Origin of the sequence: Pseudarthrobacter oxydans (assembly GCF_013314975.1) — a bacterium.
In the GTDB taxonomy this organism is placed as follows: domain Bacteria; phylum Actinomycetota; class Actinomycetes; order Actinomycetales; family Micrococcaceae; genus Arthrobacter; species Arthrobacter oxydans.
Map to the genome: position 1 here is coordinate 12,909 of NZ_JABTYH010000032.1, position 18,435 is coordinate 31,343.

The window sequence follows — 18,435 nt, forward strand, 5'->3', positions numbered from 1 at the left end:
TCCGCGCAGAACCCGCCTACCGCGTCAGGGCGAAGGCGGCCACCGCCAGGACAACCAGGACGAAGACCACGAGGACAGCCAGCCGCCGGCTGCCCTTCGCGGGCCCCGGTCCTCTTCTGCGGCCATGCTTCCGGTCCATTGCATCTGCCATGCGCCGACTCTACGGAGCCCCGTACGCAGGCACCCGCGTATTCCCTACTTGTCCCCTGAGAGTCCACTACTGGCTTTCGCGGGCCGGCACCAAGGCCGCCTGCGGATACCCGCAGACTTCCAATGAGTGGTTTCCCTCGGCGAGCGGCGTTCGTATGATTCATCCATGCACGTCCGGCTCAGGAACGTACAGGTGGTAGCCCAGCTCTCCTTCCAGCAGGAACGGTGATGATGCTCAAGAAGACCGAAACGCAGGCACTCACGGACGTGGTGGACCGGCTCGCCGCACACTTCCCCGGCCAGCCGCGCTCCGTCATCGAGGACGTGGTTGCCCACGAACACAGCCTTTTTGATGAAGGCCGCATCCGGGACTACATCCCCATCCTGGTTGAACGCGCCGCGAAGCTCCGGCTGGCCCGCCAGCACCTTCTGGTCCCCGGCACCGTGGGTGCAGTAACGGCGCAGTAACGCGCAGCGGGGTCCACTGGGTCTGCCGGTACAGCTTTCGAGGGAGCGGAGCGCAGACATGGGATGGAGCGGCTGGTTCAATCTGGGTGGCCCTGCGGGCGGGTTCAACGGGGGCCCTGCCACCATCTCCCGCAACAAGGACGTCTGCAACGTCTACGTCCGCGGGAACGACAACGCCCTGTGGCAGCGTGCCTGGTTTTCCAACAGCTGGCACCCCTGGGGCCGGCACAACGACGGCGGCGTCCTGGCTTCGCGGCCTGCGCTGGGTTCCATGGGCCCGGACCATGAGCACGTCTTCGTGCGCGGCACGGACAACAACGTCTGGCAGAAGTACTGGACGCGGACCGGCGGCTGGAGCGGCTGGTTCAACATCGGCGCCCCGGCCGGCGGCTTCAGCGGCGGCCCGGCCACCATCTCCCGGAACAAGGACGTCTGCAACGTGTACGTCCGCGGGAACGACGGCGCCCTGTGGCAGCGCGCCTGGTTCGCCAACAGCTGGCACCCCTGGGCGCGGCACAACGACGGCGGCGTCCTCGCTTCGGAGCCCGCGCTGGGTTCCATGGGCCCGGACCATGAACACATCTTCGTCCGGGGAACGGACAACAACGTCTGGCAGAAGTACTGGACAGCGGCCGGCGGGTGGAAGGGCTGGTTCAACATCGGTGCCCCGGCCGGCGGCTTCAGCGGAGGGCCTGCCACTATCTCCCGGAACAAGGACGTCTGCAACGTCTACGTCCGCGGGAACGACGGCGCCCTCTGGCAGCGCGCCTGGTACAACAACAGCTGGCACCCCTGGGGCCGGCACAACGACGGCGGTGTCCTGGCTTCGGAGCCCGCGCTGGGTTCCATGGGACCGAACCATGAACACGTCTTCGTGCGCGGGACGGACAGCAACGTCTGGCAGAAGTACTGGGTCCACGAGGTGGAACCGGCCGGCGAGGTGTCCTTCGGGGTGAGCGAATGCGTCTACAGCTGGACGGCGGGCTACCACCAGTCCGGAACCCGGGTCACGGTGCGGATCCAGCTGAACCCGGACGCGGGCATCAGCACCGCCACGATGGACAGCCTGCGGACCACCTGGCGGAACGGCATCATCAACAAATGGTCGGACCGGTTCAGCTGCGTGGCCCCGAACGGCGGCCGCCAGTCCATCACCTTCGACGTCCAGTGGGTGAGTTCAGGAGCCCACCACGTGGTCCGCGTCCAGCCGGGGCCTGCCCGGTCCAACATGCGGCTGTGGGACACCAGCGATACCGGCGATGTTGCCTCCCACGAGTTCGGGCACATGCTGGGGCATCCGGACGAATACGCGGACGCCGCCTGCCCCGCCAGGAGTCCCGTGGACACGGGCACCGTCATGGCGGACAACACCGAGACGGTGGCCCGCCACTACAACCGGATTACCGGTTTCCACGGTTCCGGCCACAACCCCGCTGCCGGTGCATCGGAGCCGCCCGAGGTCCCCGAGGAGGGCGCCATGACGCTGAAGAACATCGACAACCTCAGGCCGGAACCGCGCGCCGCCGTCCTGCAGCGGCTGCGCGGGATGGCCGGGGTGGGTGCGGCGCCGGAACGTGCGGCGGACACCGAAGTCTCATTCGAGGTCAGCGGCGGTGCACCGGGTGAACGCTACGTGTACCGGCTGGCCGTCCATGGGGACGGGGCCGCCCAACGGAGCGTGGTGGACGAGCTGCAGCACGCCGGGGATGACGAAACCTCCCACGCCGTGGACCGGCAGCTGGCGGGCCGGGTGTTCCAGGCCGCCGCGGACGCGGGCCTGCTCAATGACAGCGCCCCGGCGGTGCCCCAGCAGCAGGTGGACGGCGAGGTCCTGCCGGACAGCATGGTTGCTGTCATCACCGTCCGCGACGGCGACGCCGTCCGCCGGGTCGCCGTCCCTGCGGACGAGCCCGCCTACGCCGGGGCAAGCCTCCCCGGCGAGCCCGCGGACATCCCCCTGCGGACCCAGGTCCAGCTGCCGGCCGACTCGGTCACGGCGCTGCGCCCGGTCCTGGAGGCGCTGGGGGCGGTGGAAGCGGCGCTGTAGGGGGTGCGGGCGCGTACAAGGGAATACGGACGACGGCGGCGCGGGGCCGCCGTCGTCCGGCTGGGCTGAAGGATCAGCGCGCTTTTTAGGCGAGCAGGGCGCAGATGTCCGTTACCTCTCCGGTTCCGCTGAACACCCTCTCTTCAGATCCATCTTCTTTGAGGGCAAAGGTGAAGTTGCCTTCGAGCAGGAAGATTCCCGGTTTCTCTGATTTTGCTTCCCGTGCATTGAGCACAACATTCAGTCCGGTCACCTTTACTTCCGTGGTGCCATCAGCCTGCAGTTCGGCATGGGTGCTGCCCGTAATGAGGAAGGTTGCTTCCTCCCCCGTCTTGAGGTTGGTAATGGTTACTTCCTGGCCAGGAGAGGCAATAAACACCCGGTCGCCGGGAAGCTCAATGAGTTTTGATTTACCAGTGACCACAAGCTGTACCGGGTAGCTGCAGAGCTGCTTCGGCTTGAACGTTATATCCAGGAGGACATCCTCGCTGGGTGGAGCAGCAATCGCGGGTGTGGCGCTGGCGAAGAAGGCCAAAAACAGGGCGCACAAGACCATCAGTTTCTTCATCAGAGACTGATGTGGGCGCGCAGGGGCACAAATAGTCAATGGGCCTGCGCGCTGTGGAACTTGCTAAATACTCGGCATTGAATGTTCAGCAGTCGGCATCATTACCGCGTTAGGTAAATCGGCGGACGGACTGCGGGCCGGGCCGTCAAGCGCCCGTTTCTCCCGCATCATTTCTCACTTGGCAGTAAGTTCGGCTTCCGTATCGGCTAGTTTGCGATCACCGGATGGGAGGATACTAGTCCCCCAATTTCGCGCCTGGGAAGCACAAATTGTGAAGTAGGGGGCCCGCACATTAAGTGAGTGTGCTGCCTCCGATAAGCAGTAACGGCGCAGTAACGCGCGTCTGGTCAACTCGATTCTGTGTTCCCTCGCATGTGAGGACGGGGTAATGGAACAGGGGTGGAGTTCCCTCCGGGTGGCGGACCTGGCGCTGGACGTTCCCAGCGCGCTGGCCCCCTCGCCTGAGCACGGCATCGAAGGCAGCGCCGCTGTCCTGGAGGGTGCCGGCATCCGCCTGACCGTTGATGCGAGCCTCTTCGCCGACCCCCTTACCCGCTATGCAGCCAAGCCGGGCTACGAACACTGGCGGGAAGCCGTGGGCAGCCTCATCGCTGACTTCGTCGTGTTCGAGGAGGGCGGCACCCGCACGGTTGCCGCCACCATTCCCGGCCGCGCCACCGCCGTCGTCCATCTGCCCGCCGGCGCCCAACGGGACGTCGCCCTGCAGATCCTGCGAAGCATCAGAACAGATCAAGGAGAATCCAATGCCTGAAGAGCAGTACCGCGGGGCCCCGTACCTCGCCGCCGTCGAAAACACGGCCCCCGGCGAGCGCCATGCCGGCTTCAGCAAGGTGCAGGCCTACCTCGAGCGGTTCGGCTACCTGGGCCCGGCCACGCCCAGGGAACCCGGAGTCCTGGACCACCCCACCGAGGGGGCCCTGCGGAGTTTCCAGGAGTTCTTCCACCTGCCGGTCACGGGCGTTTTCGACGACGCCACCCGCGAAGCCATGATGCGGCCGCGCTGCGGGCTTCCCGATGTGCGGCCGGGCGAACTCGCCTTTTCCACCACGTGTGCGTGGGCGGACCGGACCCTGACGTACGCGTTCGACACCGGCACGGACGACGTCGCCGGGAACGCCGAGTTCGACGCCATCCGGCGCGCCCTCCAGACCTGGCGGGCCGTGGGCGGGCTGACGTTCACCGAGGTGGCCGTGGGCTCCAGCCCGGATATCCGCATCGGGTGGCGGCCGGCTGCGGACCCGGACCACTCCATGGTGGGCGGCGTCCTGGCCCACGCCGACTTCCCGCCGGGCTGCAGCGTCATCACCACCACGCTGCCCAAACCGGTCCACTTCGATGACAGCGAGCATGTGTGGAGCGTCGGCGCCGTGGCCAGCGCTTTCGATATCGAGACGGTGGCACTTCACGAGTTCGGCCACATTGTGGGGCTCGCGCATACCAGCGTGGCGAACGCCGTGATGGCCCCCACCGTCTCCGCCAACTTCACCAAGCGTGCCCTCACCCAGGACGACATTGACGGTTTCCGGGCCCTGTACCCGGCTGCCCCTGCCGCCTGGTCCGGCTGGAACTCCCTGGGCGGCATCATTACCTCGGACGTGACCGTGGCCAACAACAAGGACGGCCGGATGGAGGCCTTCGCCCGGGGAACCGACGGCGCCGTGTGGCACCGCTGGCAGACCACCCCCAGCGGCGACTGGTCCGGCTGGAACTCCCTGGGCGGGGTGATCACCTCCGAGATAGCCGCAGCCAACAACCAGGACGGCCGGCTGGAGATCTTCGCCCGGGGCACGGACAACGCCCTCTGGCACAAATGGCAAACCACCCCCAACGGCAACTGGGCCGGCTGGAACTCCCTGGGCGGCGGCATCACGGGACCCGCGGCGGTGGGGCGCAATGCGGACGGACGGCTTGAAGTCTTCGCCCGCGGCAACGACGGCGCCGTGTGGCACCGCTGGCAGACCGCCCCGAACGGCAACTGGGCCGGCTGGCGCTCCCTGGGCGGGGTGATCACCTCAGAGATTGCGGTGGGCAGGAACGCGGACGGCCGGCTGGAGATCTTCGCCCGGGGCACGGACAACGCCCTCTGGCACAAATGGCAGACAGCACCCAACGGCAACTGGTCAGACTGGCGCTCGCTCGGCGGCATTCTCACCTCCAACATCACCGCCGCCAGCAACGCCGACGGCCGCCTGGAGGTCTTTGTCCGCGGCACGGACAACGCCCTCTGGCACAAATGGCAGACGGCACCGAACAGCGGCTGGTCCGACTGGCGCTCCCGGGGCGGCCTGCTGACGTCGGACATCGCCGCGGGCAGGAACGCGAGCGGCCGCCTGGAGGTCTTTGTCCGCGGAACCGACAACGCGCTCTGGCACAAATGGCAGACGGCACCGAACAGCGGCTGGTCCGACTGGCGCTCCCTGGGCGGCATCCTCACGTCCAACATCGCTGTGGGCACCAACGCCGACGGCCGGCTGGAGGTTTTCGTCCGCGGCACGGACAACGCCCTCTGGCACAAGTGGCAGACCAGGCCGTTCCTAACCGAGGAGTCCACCGGGGCGTCCGGCGCCGCCACCATGACCGGGGAGGGCGGCGGGGACACGGCCGGCGCCCTGGAACAATCGGTGGAGATGCCGGCCGGCACCATGGAGGAGAGCGTCACCACCAACGGCCATCAGCAGCCCGCGGGCATGCCGGGCGGGAGCATGGACGGCGGCACAAAGGAGCCGGCGGGCGGCCGCGGCGGCACCGTCAAGGAGCAGGGGAAGATGCCGGCGGGAAGCATGGGCGCCTGACCTGCTGCTCAACTGAAGCCTACGACGACGGCGCGCCCCCGCCGTCGTACGTCACCAGGGGAACTACCCGTCGAACCGCGCGCTGGTGCTTTCCTGCGGCACCACCACGTGCACGGCGTTGCGCTCGATGGTGAAGTCGGCGGGCGTGGCGGTGGCGATTTCGCCGTCGAGGTTCACCGGCATCAGCGGCTCGGTGACCAGGCGGACGCGCTGGCAGGTCAGGTGGTGCACGCCGTCGCGCTCCACGAAGCTGCCGCTCTTGAGCATCCGGGCAATCCTGATGTGCTCCCGGAGCGGCGCCCCCGGGATGGCGTAGACGTCCAGGAGGTGGTCGTCGATGCCGGCCGTGGGCGAGACCGCGTTGCCGCCGCCGTAGTGCCGGCCGTTGCCAACCGCCACCTGCAGCAGGTTCTCCATCTCCAGCGTTTCATGGTCCCCGTCCGGGAACTCGAGGCGGGCCCGGAACGGCTGGTGCCGGGCGTAGGCGCGGACGGCGGCAACACCGTAGGCCACCGGGCCGAGGTACCGCTTGAGGCGGGGGCTGAGGGTTTCGGTGACACCCACCGAGAGGCCCACGGAGGCAACGTTCAGGAACGGGTGGCCGTTCACCCGCCCCATGTCGATGTCCACCACCTTCCCGCCTGCCAGGGCAGCGCACGCCCCGGGCAGATCGGCCGGGATTTCCAGGGTGCGGGCAAGGTCGTTGGCCGTCCCCAGCGGCAGGACTCCCAGCACAATCCCCGTCCCGGCGAGCCGGCCGGCGGCGAAGGACACCGTCCCGTCACCGCCGCCAACGACCACGAGGTCGTGCCCCTCGGCAACCACCCGGTCCAGGGTTCCGGCCAGCTCGGTGCCGGACAGGACCTGGTGGACAGCTGAGATGGGCAGGCCCGCACTACGGAGCATGTCCACCGCCGGCGCCGGCCCCGCCGATCCCAGGCGCGCCCCGGCGTTGATCACCACGGCAGCGGACTTCGCCTCTTGGGCAAGCATCATGGGGAACATCCTAGGCCGGGCGGGCTGGGAAAGCCCTGAGTGGTCCCCCAGCACGGGCGGGGCGGGAAGGTGCGCCGTGCGGGACGGGAGGCGTACGACGGTGGTGCGCGGCCGCCGTCGTACTGGCCAGGTGGGTGCAGCGCATGCTTGGTGCCGCGGCGGTCAGGAGCGGTTGGTGTAGACGTCGCTGCTGAAGCGGTTCAGGCCCGGGGCGGCGGCGTAGCCGAGGTGGGGCAGGCCGAAGATGTCCTCGATGCTGCCCAGCAGGCTGTAGTGGTTGTAGGCCCGCTGTGACGTTGTGCCGGCTTTGACCTGCGGGGACAGGACCAGCGCACCCACGCGGCCGCCGCCGGCCCCTCCGGGCAGGGAGGAGGCGGCGCTTTCCTTGCCTTTGGCCTCGTCGAAGGTGATGACCAGGACCCCGTCCTTCTGGAACGCGGCGGAGGCCAGGATGTCCGGGACGTGCTTCTTGAGCCACGCGTCGGCCCTGGGCAGGCCGCCCTTGGAGCCGTCGTGGCAGGGGTCGTCGTGGCCGTCGTTGCACAGGTTGGGGCTGATGTAGGACAGGTTGGGCGTGGTGTCCAGGGAGGTGAGGTCAGCGGCCAGGTTGCTGAAATCCACCACGTTCTCCTGGCATTCGGGCGAGGACGTGATGGAGGTGAAGTACACAAACGGATTGTGCCGGGTGGCGTACTGGGTCTCGGCGCTGGCGTTCTGGTTGGGGTCCTTCGCGCCGATCTCCGGGTGGCGGCACGGTGTTCCCATGTCCTCCATGTAGCCCTTCCAGGACTTGCCTGCCTGGCTGAGCTGGCCGGCCAGGGTGGGGACCGAATCGGGGTAGACGCAGCCGCTGCCCTGCACCTGGCCCGGGGCGGCCGTCCCGGCGGCGGTGAAGGCCTCGTAGGTGTGGCAGTCGCTGCTGGTCGCCGGGTTGGGGCCCTGCCCGGAGAGCTGCGCGATGTAGTTGGGCAGCGATGAATGGCCGATCGCATAGTACTCCGTCAGCAGCACGCCCTGTTCCCGCAGGGTCTTGGCGAGGTACGGGGCCGGCGAATCCGGGCCCCACACCTTGTCGTACGACTTGTTCTCGAGGTTGATCACAAACACGTGGCCCAGTTTTCCGTCCGCGCCCCCGGAGGACGGTGGACCAGGCGCCGGGCTTGGCGCGGTTTGGCACCCGGCAAGGACAGCTGCCGCGATGCAGGCCAGCGCGATTGACCCACGCCGGCGTGTGCCGGACGATTTCCGGGGATTGTCAGCCGCCATCAAGTCCTGCCTCCCGGAAGGACGGCCGCAGTACCATCCACCTGGGGTTATCCTGCCACTCCGGCGCGGCCAAAGGATGGGCACAAAGCCCCGCTCCGCCTACCGGGCCAGGGCGAAGGCGGCGATGACGAGGCCGACCGCCAGGACAAGGTTGACGATCACGTACGGCTGGATGCCCCGCTTGGGCTCCTTGGCCATCCTGCGGCGACCGTGCTTGCGATTGATAACTTCTGCCATGCATCGAACCTAGGCAACCGCGGGTGCTGGGGCCCGAGTAATCGCTACTCGTTTTACTAATCCCCACCACTGGGGCGCCGCGTACGCGCCCTATCCAGCGCAGCAGCACTCATTGCTTCCAGGGGGCCAGCTTCCTATGGTGTTCCCATGGCCTTCAATCAAGTTCAGAGCGATTACGATCAGCTCCAGGGCCTCCTGGCCACGTTTGAGGACCTCAGGAGTTTCCTCAACCGTTTGACTGCCCTCGCGTCCGAGGTGATGACGGAAACGGCGGGGGCAAAAGTTGAGTGTGCCGTCACGTTGCGGCGGCAAAAGCGTCCGGTCACGATCGCCGGCAGCAGCGAGGTTGCTGTGCGCCTGGACGAGATTGAGCAGGCTGTTGGCGGCGGGCCGTGTACCGAGGCCCTGAAGACCGGCAGGCCGGTGCTGCTGGCGGACGTCTCTACCGATTCCCGCTGGCCCAAGTACAGCGAGGCGCTGGCCGCGGCCGGATGCGGCAGTTGCCTCGGTGTTCCGCTTGATCCGGGAGAAAACGCGGCAGCGGCGCTGAATCTCTTTGCCTCCCCCGCCGGTCCGCTCACGGAGCCGATGATCGCCAGGGCCACAGCCTTCGCCGAATCGGCGGGCCAGGCGATGGCCCTGGCGGTCAGGATTGCAGCCAAGGATGAACTCACCAAAGACTTGCGGGCTGCCATGGAGAAGCGGACCATCATCGACCTGGCCGCGGGCATCATCATGGGACAAAACCGGTGCACGCAGGATGAGGCCATGAAGATCCTGATGGCGGTTTCCAGCAACCGCAACCAGAAACTGGCTGCGGTTGCCGAAGAAGTGGTGGCGGGCGTCTCAGGGAGCCGGGACGTGCGCACGCACTTCGACGACTGAGTCCGGCTCCCGTACTACTGCTCCCGGCGGGTTTCCTGCAGGCGTTTGATGAACCAGCGGGACTGTTCCGGCCCGTACGGCAGGACGGGGATGGCCTTAGTGGCGTCATCCGGGGTGTCCCGGATGGACTGGCGCGCCTGGCGGACCGCAGTGCTCAGAGTGTTGGCCATGGTCTTGACGAACTGGTCGCTGCAGGGCTTGCCATGCCCGGGAATCAGGAACTCGTAGCGGTGGCGCAGCGCTGAGATGTGCCGCAGGGCATCCGCCCACTCTTCAGGGTAGGAGTCCTCGAAGGACGGGTGGGCACCCTGCTCCACGAGGTCGCCCACGAACAGGGTGGTGGGGGTGCCCACCACCAGGTCGCCGTCGGTGTGGCCGCGGCCCAGGTAGAACAGGGTGGCGGTCAGCCCGCCCAGGTCCACCAGCACCGGCTGGTCCTTGACGATGGCGTTGGGGACCACGAGTTCCACGTTCTGGCCCTCGCCGGTGGACATTTCCGGTTCCAGGGTCCCCACGAAACGGCGCTGCAGGTCCCCGCGCTCCTCGATTTCGGTGGCGCAGTTCTGGTGCGCCCAGAACTCGGTGACCCCGGCTTCGGCGAACACCGCGTTGCCGAAGAAGTGGTCGTAATGGGCGTGGGTGTTCACCACCACGAGCGGCAGTTGGGTCTTTTCCCGAACGGCATCCAGGATCTCCCGTCCCTGCCGGGGGCCACAGCCCGTATCAATCACCATGGCCCGCTCGGACCCCACCACCAGTCCCGTGTTCAGAAGCGATCCTTCGGTGACCAGCACATAGTTGTCCGCGCCGACTTCGAGCCATTCCGACATTGTTTCTCCGTACCTCCGGCAAAGCAGTGTTCGTTTAGTGGTCGATTGTACCCAGCACTGCTTGGAGTTCCCGGGAGGCCCCACGCACGACGGCGGGACGCGGCCGCCGTCGTCTCCCTACGTCCCGCTCCCCCAAGGTGGGTTTTCAGGCTAGGCCCCGGGAGCTGCGATGGAATCGCGGATGACCAACGGGCAGTCCAGCACGGTCGGGCGGAGCGCCATGCTGGCAAGATCGTTCTTGCCCTCGATGGCGTCGATGAGCTGGTCCGTTGCCCAGGCACCCATCTCGTAGTGCGGAAGGGCCACCGTGGTCAGGCCCGGGTGGAGGTTGGCGGCGATGAGTTGCTGGTCATCGAACCCCACGATGGAAAGCTCGGTCGGGATGGCCAGCCCCAGCTCAGCGGCCGCACGGTAGGCACCCATGGCCATCCGGTCGTTGTAGCAGAACAGGGCTGTGGGCCTGTCGCTGCGGCCGAGCATCCGGCGGGCCGCCTCATAGCCGCCGTGCACCTCGGACGGCGCAGACTCCACCGGCGCGTTGCCGCCGTCGAGCCCTGCCCCCTCCAGTGTCCTCCGGAAGCCCTGGAGGCGCAGGCGTGTTGCCGGGACGTCGTCGGTGTTGTTCAGGAAGCCGATCCGCCGGTGGCCTGCGTCCAGCAGGGCAGTTACGGCCGTCCGGGCGCCGCCTTCCTCGTCCGGAATCACCGCACAGATATTTCCGCTGGCAGACACGGAGTCCACCAGGACCGATGGGATGCTGTCCAGGTTTGGGGGCAGCTCCACGTTGCGGTGATACATGGTGGCGTAGAGGATGCCGTCCACCCTGCGCTCCAGCAGCGCCTCCACGTCGGCCGTCCTGGATTCCAGGCTGGCGGAAGCGGACGTGTTAAGGATCATGAGGTTGTAACCGCGCCGCTTGGCGGCCTCATCGGCGCCCAGGATGATTCGGCCGGCATGCGGTGTGGTGGCAATATCCTCGCTCAGCAGCCCCAGCATGCCCGTCCGCTGCGTCCGTAGCGCCTGGGCCAGCCGGTTGGGTTCGTAGCCCAGCTCTTCAGCGACGGCCCTGACCTTTTCCTTGGTCTCGGGGCTGACGCGGGCGTAACTGACGTTGTTGAGGACGTGGGAGACAGTGGTCACGGACACCCCGGCCGCTTGCGCCACGTCCTTGATGCCGATGTTCTTGTTGCTCATCTGTCTCCCACGTCCTCATGGCCGGTGATGGCAGCTTGCTTACCGTGCCACAGGCGCAGCTGCCATTTAGAAACCTACCGTGGGTGTCGGCCTGACGGCATTTACTGCCCTGTCTGCCAGAACCTGGGCATCACTTCCCGAATCAAGGATGGTGTTCCGTGCTGACCCCGGATCGACCATCACAGCGGTAACGGCGAGGCCCTCCGAAGCCTTGGTGGCGAGCAGGGCGTCCACCTGGGCTTCGAAGCAGGAATCACTGGACGTGGAATCCACGTCCAGTGCCACCACGTGGTTGTTGGAGACGAAGTTGCCGGTACCCGCCGTCAACCGGATGATGACAGGCCTCGCACCCGCCGGACGGATGGTCTGCGAGTCGATGATCTGCGAGAAGTGGTTGCCCACCACTGAGTTGTTGTTGCCGCTGACGCTCAGAAGCCCGGCGAGATCGTCCAACCCGTTGTCCACTCCCAGGAAGGGCGTCCACGGCTCGTGGTCCCGCAGGAAGTGGTTCGTGGCCACCAGGTTTTCCGAACTGTTGCCCTCGAGGACCACCATCCCCGGGTAGAACGAATGCAGCCGGTTGTTGGTGACGCTTGACCGCGTGACGCCGTCAAAGTGGACGCTGCTCGCACCTCGCGGAAAGACGTTGTTCGCGGTGATCAGCAGCCCGCCGTGGTTCTGGGCATAGATGGAGCGGCCCTTGAAGCCTGCACCGATCAGGTTGTCGGTGATCTTTGACGCCTGTCCCCAGCCGCGCAGCTCGATGCAGCTTCCGCATTCGGCGATGAAGTTGTCGTGGATGGACAGTGCGTCCGCGTTGTGGATGGTGAGGGCGTTTTCGAGGTAAATGAACCCCATGCCGTTCACGCGGAACGAGTCGTTGGCGCTTGCGACGTAGATGCCGGTTTTGCCGTTGACGTAGGTGTTCTCCGCGGGCATTCCTGAGCCGTCCGGGATGAAGTGCAGCCCGTCGATGCAGAAGTTGGAGAACTCCACGGAGCTGATCCGCGGGCTCCCGCTCCGCTCAACATGGAACGCGGCTCCCGTGGATTCCTCCCCGTCCCCGCCGGCGGGAAGGTCAACAATAATGCGGCTCCCGCCGGGCCACAGCTCATGCAGATCAGGCCATTCGTCTTCGGGAACATTGAAGCGGATGCTCGATGACGTGAAGCCGTGCCCCGAGCCCTGGATCCGAAGGAAGCTGACGTCGATGACCACCTGCGTGCGGAGGTGGTAGTCCCCCGGCGGAAGGTAGATCACAGCGCCGGGCTTCCCGCCGTCGTCCACATCGGTGGCGGCCTGCCGGCCCTTGATGTCGGCGATGATGCTGTTGATGACTTCGCCGATGTCCTTGGACGGGTTGCCGATTGGCCACGCTGTCACGTCGTAGTAGTTGTTGCTTGACATGCTTTCTTCCCTTGATGTTGTGGTTCGTCAGCCTGATAGCAGGGTTTATGGGGCCACCGGCTGGTGCTCCGGGAGGTCCCGTTGGAGTTCCTCTGATGTTGGCGGTTGGGCGCCCGGGCGGCGTACGGTGATTGCCGCCGCTTTCGCTGCCATCCGTCCCAGCGATTCGAGTACTGCCGGCGCCAGACCTTCTGCGCCACGCATGAGGAGCCCGTAGATCAGCGCGGACATATACGAGTCCCCTGCCCCGATGGTATCCGCGACGGCTGACGGAACCGAGGGGACGTCCACGCGTGCGTCCCTGGTTGTGAGCAGGGATCCCTCCGCTCCCCTGGTGACGGCGACCAGCCGTGGCCCGAGTCCGAGGATGCGTTGCGCGGTGTCTTCCAGGGAGAGCCGCGGATACAGCCACCGTGCGTCCTCGTCGCTGAGTTTCACCACCTCCGTAAATTGCACCAGTTCCTCAAAGATGGTTTTTGCCTCGAGGTGGCTGCCAAGCAGTGAAGGACGGATATTGGGATCGTAGGTGACCACGCAGCGCTGGTGTGATTGTTCCAGGAGCTCCCTTACCACCGCTGCCCCCGGTGCCAGGAACGTAGCTATCGAGCCGGTGTGCAGGATTTTGGGCAGGGCAGCCGGAGCGATCCGCGGTAGGTCCCACTGCACGTCGAAGTCGTACTGCGCCGAACCGTCGGTAGCCAGGACCGCAGTTGCCGTGGCTGTTCCGCCCCGGCGGAGGGAACCGGGCAGAAAGCCCACCCCGGCGTTCCCCAGGTGCTGCCTGATGAGGGCCGCATAGTGGTCGTCGCCGATCGAGGTCAACAGTCCTGTGTCCACTCCCAGCCGTCCGAGCCCGTAGGCAACGTTGGCCGGAGATCCGCCGGGGTACTCCCTGGTGCCTTGGGGCGAGACGACGATGTCCACGAGGGCTTCACCGACAACAACCACCTCAAAGGGCGCTGTGGTGTCATGGCGGGTTTGCTGGGCTGCTGGCATGTTGGGCCTTCCTCTGAGTGGGTGCGCTTAGTTGAGTGCCGTGACGGTGAGTGTCCGGATGGTTGCCTGCCCGCCGCTGACCGTCAGCCGGTTCCCGGTATGTCCCTCTTCAGGAAAAACAAGGTCGGTCAGGACCACCTTGCCGTCCTGCGCGAACACCTCCACCGAGCAATGGTCGACGACGATCTGCAGCTTTAGTGCGCCGTCCTCCAGGACCAGCGGGGCGGCTTCCACGGAGGGAAACTTCTCGTGGAAGCCCGTGTTGCCCGACAGCCGGCGGTCCAGGACGAGCTGATTGGCCGCCGCGTGGTAGGTCAGCAGGGTCCCAGCGCTTCCCTCACTGTCCCCGAACAGGTGGAAAGCCACGTGGCTGGCGCTTCCGGTCAGTATCTCCGCCTCGATGATGTGGGCGCTGCCGGGTACCGCATCAGGCAGCCGGAAGGCTGAATCCCTCAGATCAAAGGCGACTGCGTCCATCTGCCCGATGACCGCGTGGACAGCTTCTTCCGCGCGGGCAGGGGGAAGGACCGGTTGCTGGATCAGGCGGGCGGAGCCGTTGATTTCTGTGAGGCGCAGTTCGCGGGCAAGGGTCATTGAGGACCGCCACGGGGCGGTGGGCAGCTGGTTGGCGTAGTCCCAGTTGTTCATCCAGCCGATGATGATGCGCCGGCCGTCGGGGGCGTCGCTGAAGGACACCGAGGCATAACAGTCGCGTCCCCAGTCCAGCCACAGGCATTGCTGCAGCGCCGCAGCGGCTGCGGCAGGATCATCCAGGGCGCTGACCCCCGCCGGCGCCGCCAGTGAGCCGGCGTCCGGGACGAAGCGGACGCCGTCGAACGTCCCTACGAAGTACTGGCCGCCGGAACCGCCGGCCACGGCTCCCGGGTTGACGTTGACGATCAGCACCCATTTGGTGTTGTCCGGGTCCCCGTCCACCATCAGGGGAAAGAGGTCCGGGCACTCCCACTCGCCCTGGTCCGCGTTGGCCGGTCCGAAGTCGCTCAGGAATTCCCAGGATTTGAGGTCATCTGAACGGTAGAGGACCACCTTTTGGTGCTGCGCCTCGACGGCGACCATGATCCAGCCGGCGCCCCGCTCCCCCTGGTACCGGAAGACTTTGGGATCGCGGAAGTGCGCGGAGTTCCTGCTGAGAACGGGGTTCCCGTCGTATTTCCGCCAGGTCATTCCTGCGTCCGTGCTGTAGGCCAGGGACTGGGCCTGCGTGCCGTGGTGTTCGGACGCCGCTTTGTAGGCGCTGGTGTAGATGGCTACCAGTGCGGGGTGGTCCGCAGTGCCGAAACCGGAGGTGTTGCCGTGGTCCACCACCACGCTCCCCGAGAAGATGTCCTCCTCCTCGTCGCAGGCAATGGCAACAGGGTGTTCCGTCCAGTGCAGCAGGTCGCGGGAGGTGGCGTGGCCCCAGGACATGTTGCCCCAGACGCTGCCGTACGGGTTGTTCTGGAAGAAGAGGTGGTACAGGCCGCCGTAGTAAACCAGGCCGTTGGGGTCGTTGAGCCAGGTATCCCTTGCCGTGAAGTGGATGGCTGGCCGGAACCTGGAGGTTGCGTGCCGGGTTGTTTCCGGGATTGCTGCGTCAAGGCAACTGGACATGTCTGGCGTTCCTTTTCGGACGTGGAGGGGCTGGCTGGCTAGTGCCGTGGAGCCGCGATGGAATCGCGGCGCACCAGGGGGCAGCCCAGGATGGTCGGGTGCAGTGCCATGAGGGCAAGATCGGTCTTTCCCTCGACGGCGTCAATCAGGTGCTCGGTGGCCCAGGCACCCATCTCGTAGTGGGGCAGGGCAACGGTGGTGAGGCCCGGGTTCAGGTTGGCGGCAATCAGTTCCTGGTCATCGAAGCCCACCACGGAAAGGTCGCCCGGGATGCTGAGCCCCAGCTCCGCAGCGGCACGGTACGCACCCATGGCCATCCGGTCGTTGTAGCAGAACAATGCCGTCGGCATAGCGGCACGGTCCCTGGGCGACAGGATCCGCAGGGCCGCCGCGTAGCCGCCGTCCACCTCGGAGGCCTCGGACTCGACCGGTGCCGCGTCGCCATCGAGCCCCGCTTCCGTCAGCGCCGCCCGGAAAGCGTGGAGCCGCTGGCGGGTCGCGGGGACGTCATCGGTGTTGTTGAGGAAGCCCACCCGGGTGTGGCCCGCTTCGAGGAGCGCGCCCACGGCTGCCCGCGCGCCGCCTTCCTCGTCCGGGATCACAGCTGTGATCTTTCCTCCAGTGGCCACCGAGTCCACAAGGACCGAGGGCACGCTGCCGAGGTTGGCCGGCAGCTCCACGTTGCGGTGGTACATGGTGGCGTAGAGGATGCCGTCCACCCGTCGTTCCAGGAGGGCCTCGATGTCTGCCTGCCGGGATTCGAGGCTGGCCGAGCCGGAGGTGTTGATGATCATGAGGTTGTAGCCGCGGGCTTTGGCGGCCTCGTCGGCGCCGAGGATGATCCGGCCCGCGTGTGGCGTGGTGGCGATATCCTCGCTCACCAGCCCCAGCATCCCGGTCCGTTGCGTACGCAAGGCCTGGGCCAGGCGGTTGGGGCCATAACCCAGCTCCTCGGCAGCGGACCGGACCTTGTCCCGGGTTTCGGGACTGACCCGGGCGTAGGCAACCTCATTCAGGACGTGGGACACAGTTGTTACTGAGACGCCCGCGGCCACAGCCACGTCCTTGATGCCGATGTTCCTGTTGCTCATCTTCTTCGTTCTGTTGTTGGTGGTTCAGCCCTTGACCGCGCCGAGCGTCATGCCGGCCACGATCTTGCGCTGCAGGAGCAGGGTAAGAAGAATGACCGGGATGGAGTACACGGCTGCCAGAGCCGTCATCGATCCCCAGTCCAGGCCGAACTGGGTCTGGAAGTTGGCGATCACCACGGGCGTTGTCTGGGAGCGGATGGCCGTCATCAGGAGCGCGAAGAGGAATTCGTTCCAGGAGGCCAGGAAGGCGAAGATCGCGGTGACCGCGATGCCGCCGGACACCACCGGGATCACCACCCGCCACAGGGCCCCGAGCCTGCTGCAGCCATCCACGGTGGCAGCCTCCTCCAGGTCTTTGGGCACCGCCTCGAAGAAGCTGGCCATCAGCCAGATGGAGAGCGGCAGCGAGATGGTGGTGTGGGCAATGGACAGCGCGATGGGCGTGTCCGAGAGTCCCATGGATGCCATCATCGAGGCCAGCGGAATGCCGATCGCCACCGGGGGCACCATGCGGGTTACCAGGGCGGCCATGATGAAGATCCTGCCGCTGAGGGTTTTGTACCGGGTGATGCCGTAAGCCGCCGGTACCGCCAGCAACAGCGAAAGCAGGGTGCTGATGATGGCCGTCTGGATGCTGTTGATGAAGGAGGCCAGGACCCCGTTGCGGCCCAGCGCGTTGGTGTAATTCTCCAGCGTCCATTCCCGGGGAAGGATGGTGGGCGGCACGGCGATGGTGTCGATCGGCGTCTTGAAGGACGTGAACAGCAGGTACAGGAACGGGAAACCGTAGAGCACCATCGCCGCGGCGAGGAGGATCCACAGCAGGGTCCGGGTGCCGCGCCGACCTGCTTCCAGGCCTTCCCGGTTCACGCCGCGGCGCCTGCGGGGACGGACGACGGCGGGACGTGCGGAAGGTGCCGCGGCCGCCGTAGCGGAGGTCCCGGCGTCGTGCGTTGTTTTTTCTGCGACGCGCATCAGGTGTCCTTTCCTGGCCGCCAGATGGTGGCCACCGCAAAGAATGCGACGGCGAGCATGGCCAGCAGGTAGATGGTGCCCATGGCGCTTGCCAGGCCGGGATCGCCGAAGCGGATCATGGTGCGGTAGATCAGCAGGCTCATGGTTTCCGAGGCGGACTGCGGGCCGCCGTTGGTTTGGATCAGGATGGTGTCGAAGGCCCGAGCGGCATCAATGCCCCGCACTACCAGGGCCACGGCGATGACGGGGCGGAGCAGCGGCAGGATGATGCGGAACAGCATGGCCGGGGCGCGCGCGCCGTCAAGACGCGCAGCTTCGATCAGGTCCCCCGGGATGTTCTGCAGCCCGGCGAAGAGGACCAGGCACATAAAGGAGGTGGTCAGCCAGATGTCAGGGATGGCGACGGAGTACAGCACGATATTCGGGTCCGAGAGCCACCCGATCTGGTTGGGGTTGGACAGGATGCCTGCCTGGTGCAGGAGGGTCCCGATGAGGCCGAAGTTGTCGATCATCAGGAACTTCCACAACAGGCCTGCCACGATCGGGGCGATCATCAGCGGGTACATGAACACGGTCCGCCAGATCTGGGAACTGCGGCCAAGCATGGTGAACAGCAGGGCCATGCCCAGGCCAAGCGCGAACTCGAGCGTGACCACCACCAGCGTGTAGGCCAGCGTCCGCCATCCTGCGCCGGTGAAGGCTTCGGAGGCGAAGGCCCGGACGTAGTTGTCCAGGCCCACGAAGTCGCGGGGGCCGCCGGCGATCGGGGAGATTTTGAAGAAGCTGTCCGCCACCAGGCGGAACAGCGGGAAGGCCACGAATACTGCCAGGAACAGCGCCGCTGGGGTCATCAGGAACAATGCGAAGCGGCGATCGGAAATGCGCACGGTTTTCTCTTCCG

18 protein-coding genes are annotated in these 18,435 nt (G+C 66.4%); 5 read left to right on the top strand and 13 right to left on the bottom strand.

All coding sequences use genetic code 11. The annotated features are described in order from the left end of the window. Nucleotides 1–16: 16 nt before the first annotated feature. Nucleotides 17–151, bottom strand: a complete 135-nt coding sequence (locus HTS88_RS22360; RefSeq protein WP_281359088.1) for a hypothetical protein — start codon at nucleotides 149–151, stop codon at nucleotides 17–19. Between the two features lie 227 nt (nucleotides 152–378). Here HTS88_RS22360 and HTS88_RS17610 point away from each other — a divergent pair, with 227 nt between their 5' ends. Both HTS88_RS17610 and HTS88_RS17615 read left to right on the top strand, forming a co-directional pair. Continuing rightward, nucleotides 379–618: a three-helix bundle dimerization domain-containing protein gene (locus HTS88_RS17610; protein ID WP_246256414.1), complete on the top strand. Its 240-nt coding sequence runs from the start codon at nucleotides 379–381 to the stop codon at nucleotides 616–618. Between the two features lie 58 nt (nucleotides 619–676). Next, nucleotides 677–2,665, top strand: coding sequence for a PLL family lectin (locus tag HTS88_RS17615; protein WP_174180638.1), 1,989 nt, complete (start codon nucleotides 677–679; stop codon nucleotides 2,663–2,665). 85 nt (nucleotides 2,666–2,750) lie between these two features. Here HTS88_RS17615 and HTS88_RS17620 read toward each other — a convergent pair whose 3' ends face one another. Beyond that, the gene (locus HTS88_RS17620; protein WP_174180640.1) at nucleotides 2,751–3,233 is read right to left on the bottom strand and encodes a hypothetical protein; all 483 of its coding nucleotides are present in this window, start codon (nucleotides 3,231–3,233) and stop codon (nucleotides 2,751–2,753) included. 388 nt (nucleotides 3,234–3,621) lie between these two features. Here HTS88_RS17620 and HTS88_RS17625 point away from each other — a divergent pair, with 388 nt between their 5' ends. After that, entirely contained in the window at nucleotides 3,622–4,005 is a 384-nt protein-coding gene (locus HTS88_RS17625; RefSeq protein ID WP_174180642.1) for a hypothetical protein, read from the top strand. Beyond that, nucleotides 3,998–6,046: a DUF8189 domain-containing protein gene (locus HTS88_RS17630; RefSeq protein ID WP_174180644.1), complete on the top strand. Its 2,049-nt coding sequence runs from the start codon at nucleotides 3,998–4,000 to the stop codon at nucleotides 6,044–6,046. Before HTS88_RS17625 ends, HTS88_RS17630 begins: the two co-directional genes overlap by 8 nt. A 63-nt stretch (nucleotides 6,047–6,109) precedes the next feature. Here HTS88_RS17630 and HTS88_RS17635 read toward each other — a convergent pair whose 3' ends face one another. The 3 genes from HTS88_RS17635 to HTS88_RS17645 all read right to left on the bottom strand — a co-directional run bounded on the left by HTS88_RS17635 (nucleotide 6,110) and on the right by HTS88_RS17645 (nucleotide 8,545). Then, nucleotides 6,110–7,051, bottom strand: coding sequence for a lipid kinase (locus HTS88_RS17635; protein ID WP_425515567.1), 942 nt, complete (start codon nucleotides 7,049–7,051; stop codon nucleotides 6,110–6,112). Between the two features lie 153 nt (nucleotides 7,052–7,204). After that, a complete protein-coding gene (locus HTS88_RS17640) occupies nucleotides 7,205–8,149 on the bottom strand; it encodes an alkaline phosphatase family protein (RefSeq protein ID WP_343045008.1) in 945 nt (314 codons plus the stop codon). 258 nt (nucleotides 8,150–8,407) lie between these two features. Continuing rightward, the gene (locus tag HTS88_RS17645; RefSeq protein WP_174180650.1) at nucleotides 8,408–8,545 is read right to left on the bottom strand and encodes a hypothetical protein; all 138 of its coding nucleotides are present in this window, start codon (nucleotides 8,543–8,545) and stop codon (nucleotides 8,408–8,410) included. Between the two features lie 147 nt (nucleotides 8,546–8,692). On the opposite strand from HTS88_RS17645, the gene HTS88_RS17650 reads away from it, so the two are divergent. Next, nucleotides 8,693–9,430: an ANTAR domain-containing protein gene (locus tag HTS88_RS17650; RefSeq protein ID WP_174180653.1), complete on the top strand. Its 738-nt coding sequence runs from the start codon at nucleotides 8,693–8,695 to the stop codon at nucleotides 9,428–9,430. 14 nt (nucleotides 9,431–9,444) lie between these two features. On the opposite strand, the gene HTS88_RS17655 is transcribed toward HTS88_RS17650, so the two are convergent. From HTS88_RS17655 to HTS88_RS17690, 8 genes are all read right to left on the bottom strand, one after another. After that, complete coding sequence (locus HTS88_RS17655; protein ID WP_174180655.1) at nucleotides 9,445–10,260, bottom strand: MBL fold metallo-hydrolase; 816 nt, start codon at nucleotides 10,258–10,260, stop codon at nucleotides 9,445–9,447. Nucleotides 10,261–10,410: 150 nt separating this feature from the next. Beyond that, on the bottom strand, nucleotides 10,411–11,454 hold the full coding sequence (locus HTS88_RS17660; RefSeq protein ID WP_174180657.1) for a LacI family DNA-binding transcriptional regulator: 1,044 nt from the start codon (nucleotides 11,452–11,454) through the stop codon (nucleotides 10,411–10,413). Nucleotides 11,455–11,520: 66 nt separating this feature from the next. Continuing rightward, on the bottom strand, nucleotides 11,521–12,861 hold the full coding sequence (locus HTS88_RS17665; protein ID WP_174180659.1) for a NosD domain-containing protein: 1,341 nt from the start codon (nucleotides 12,859–12,861) through the stop codon (nucleotides 11,521–11,523). 45 nt (nucleotides 12,862–12,906) lie between these two features. Further along, nucleotides 12,907–13,857, bottom strand: a complete 951-nt coding sequence (locus HTS88_RS17670; protein ID WP_174180661.1) for a carbohydrate kinase family protein — start codon at nucleotides 13,855–13,857, stop codon at nucleotides 12,907–12,909. A 27-nt stretch (nucleotides 13,858–13,884) separates the two neighbouring features. Continuing rightward, a complete protein-coding gene (locus HTS88_RS17675) occupies nucleotides 13,885–15,468 on the bottom strand; it encodes a glycoside hydrolase family 32 protein (RefSeq protein ID WP_174180663.1) in 1,584 nt (527 codons plus the stop codon). Between the two features lie 38 nt (nucleotides 15,469–15,506). Further along, nucleotides 15,507–16,559, bottom strand: coding sequence for a LacI family DNA-binding transcriptional regulator (locus HTS88_RS17680; protein ID WP_174180665.1), 1,053 nt, complete (start codon nucleotides 16,557–16,559; stop codon nucleotides 15,507–15,509). A 24-nt stretch (nucleotides 16,560–16,583) separates the two neighbouring features. Further along, nucleotides 16,584–17,534: a carbohydrate ABC transporter permease gene (locus HTS88_RS17685; protein WP_174180667.1), complete on the bottom strand. Its 951-nt coding sequence runs from the start codon at nucleotides 17,532–17,534 to the stop codon at nucleotides 16,584–16,586. Beyond that, complete coding sequence (locus HTS88_RS17690; RefSeq protein WP_174180669.1) at nucleotides 17,534–18,421, bottom strand: ABC transporter permease subunit; 888 nt, start codon at nucleotides 18,419–18,421, stop codon at nucleotides 17,534–17,536. Before HTS88_RS17690 ends, HTS88_RS17685 begins: the two co-directional genes overlap by 1 nt. Between the last annotated feature and the right edge of the window lie 14 nt (nucleotides 18,422–18,435).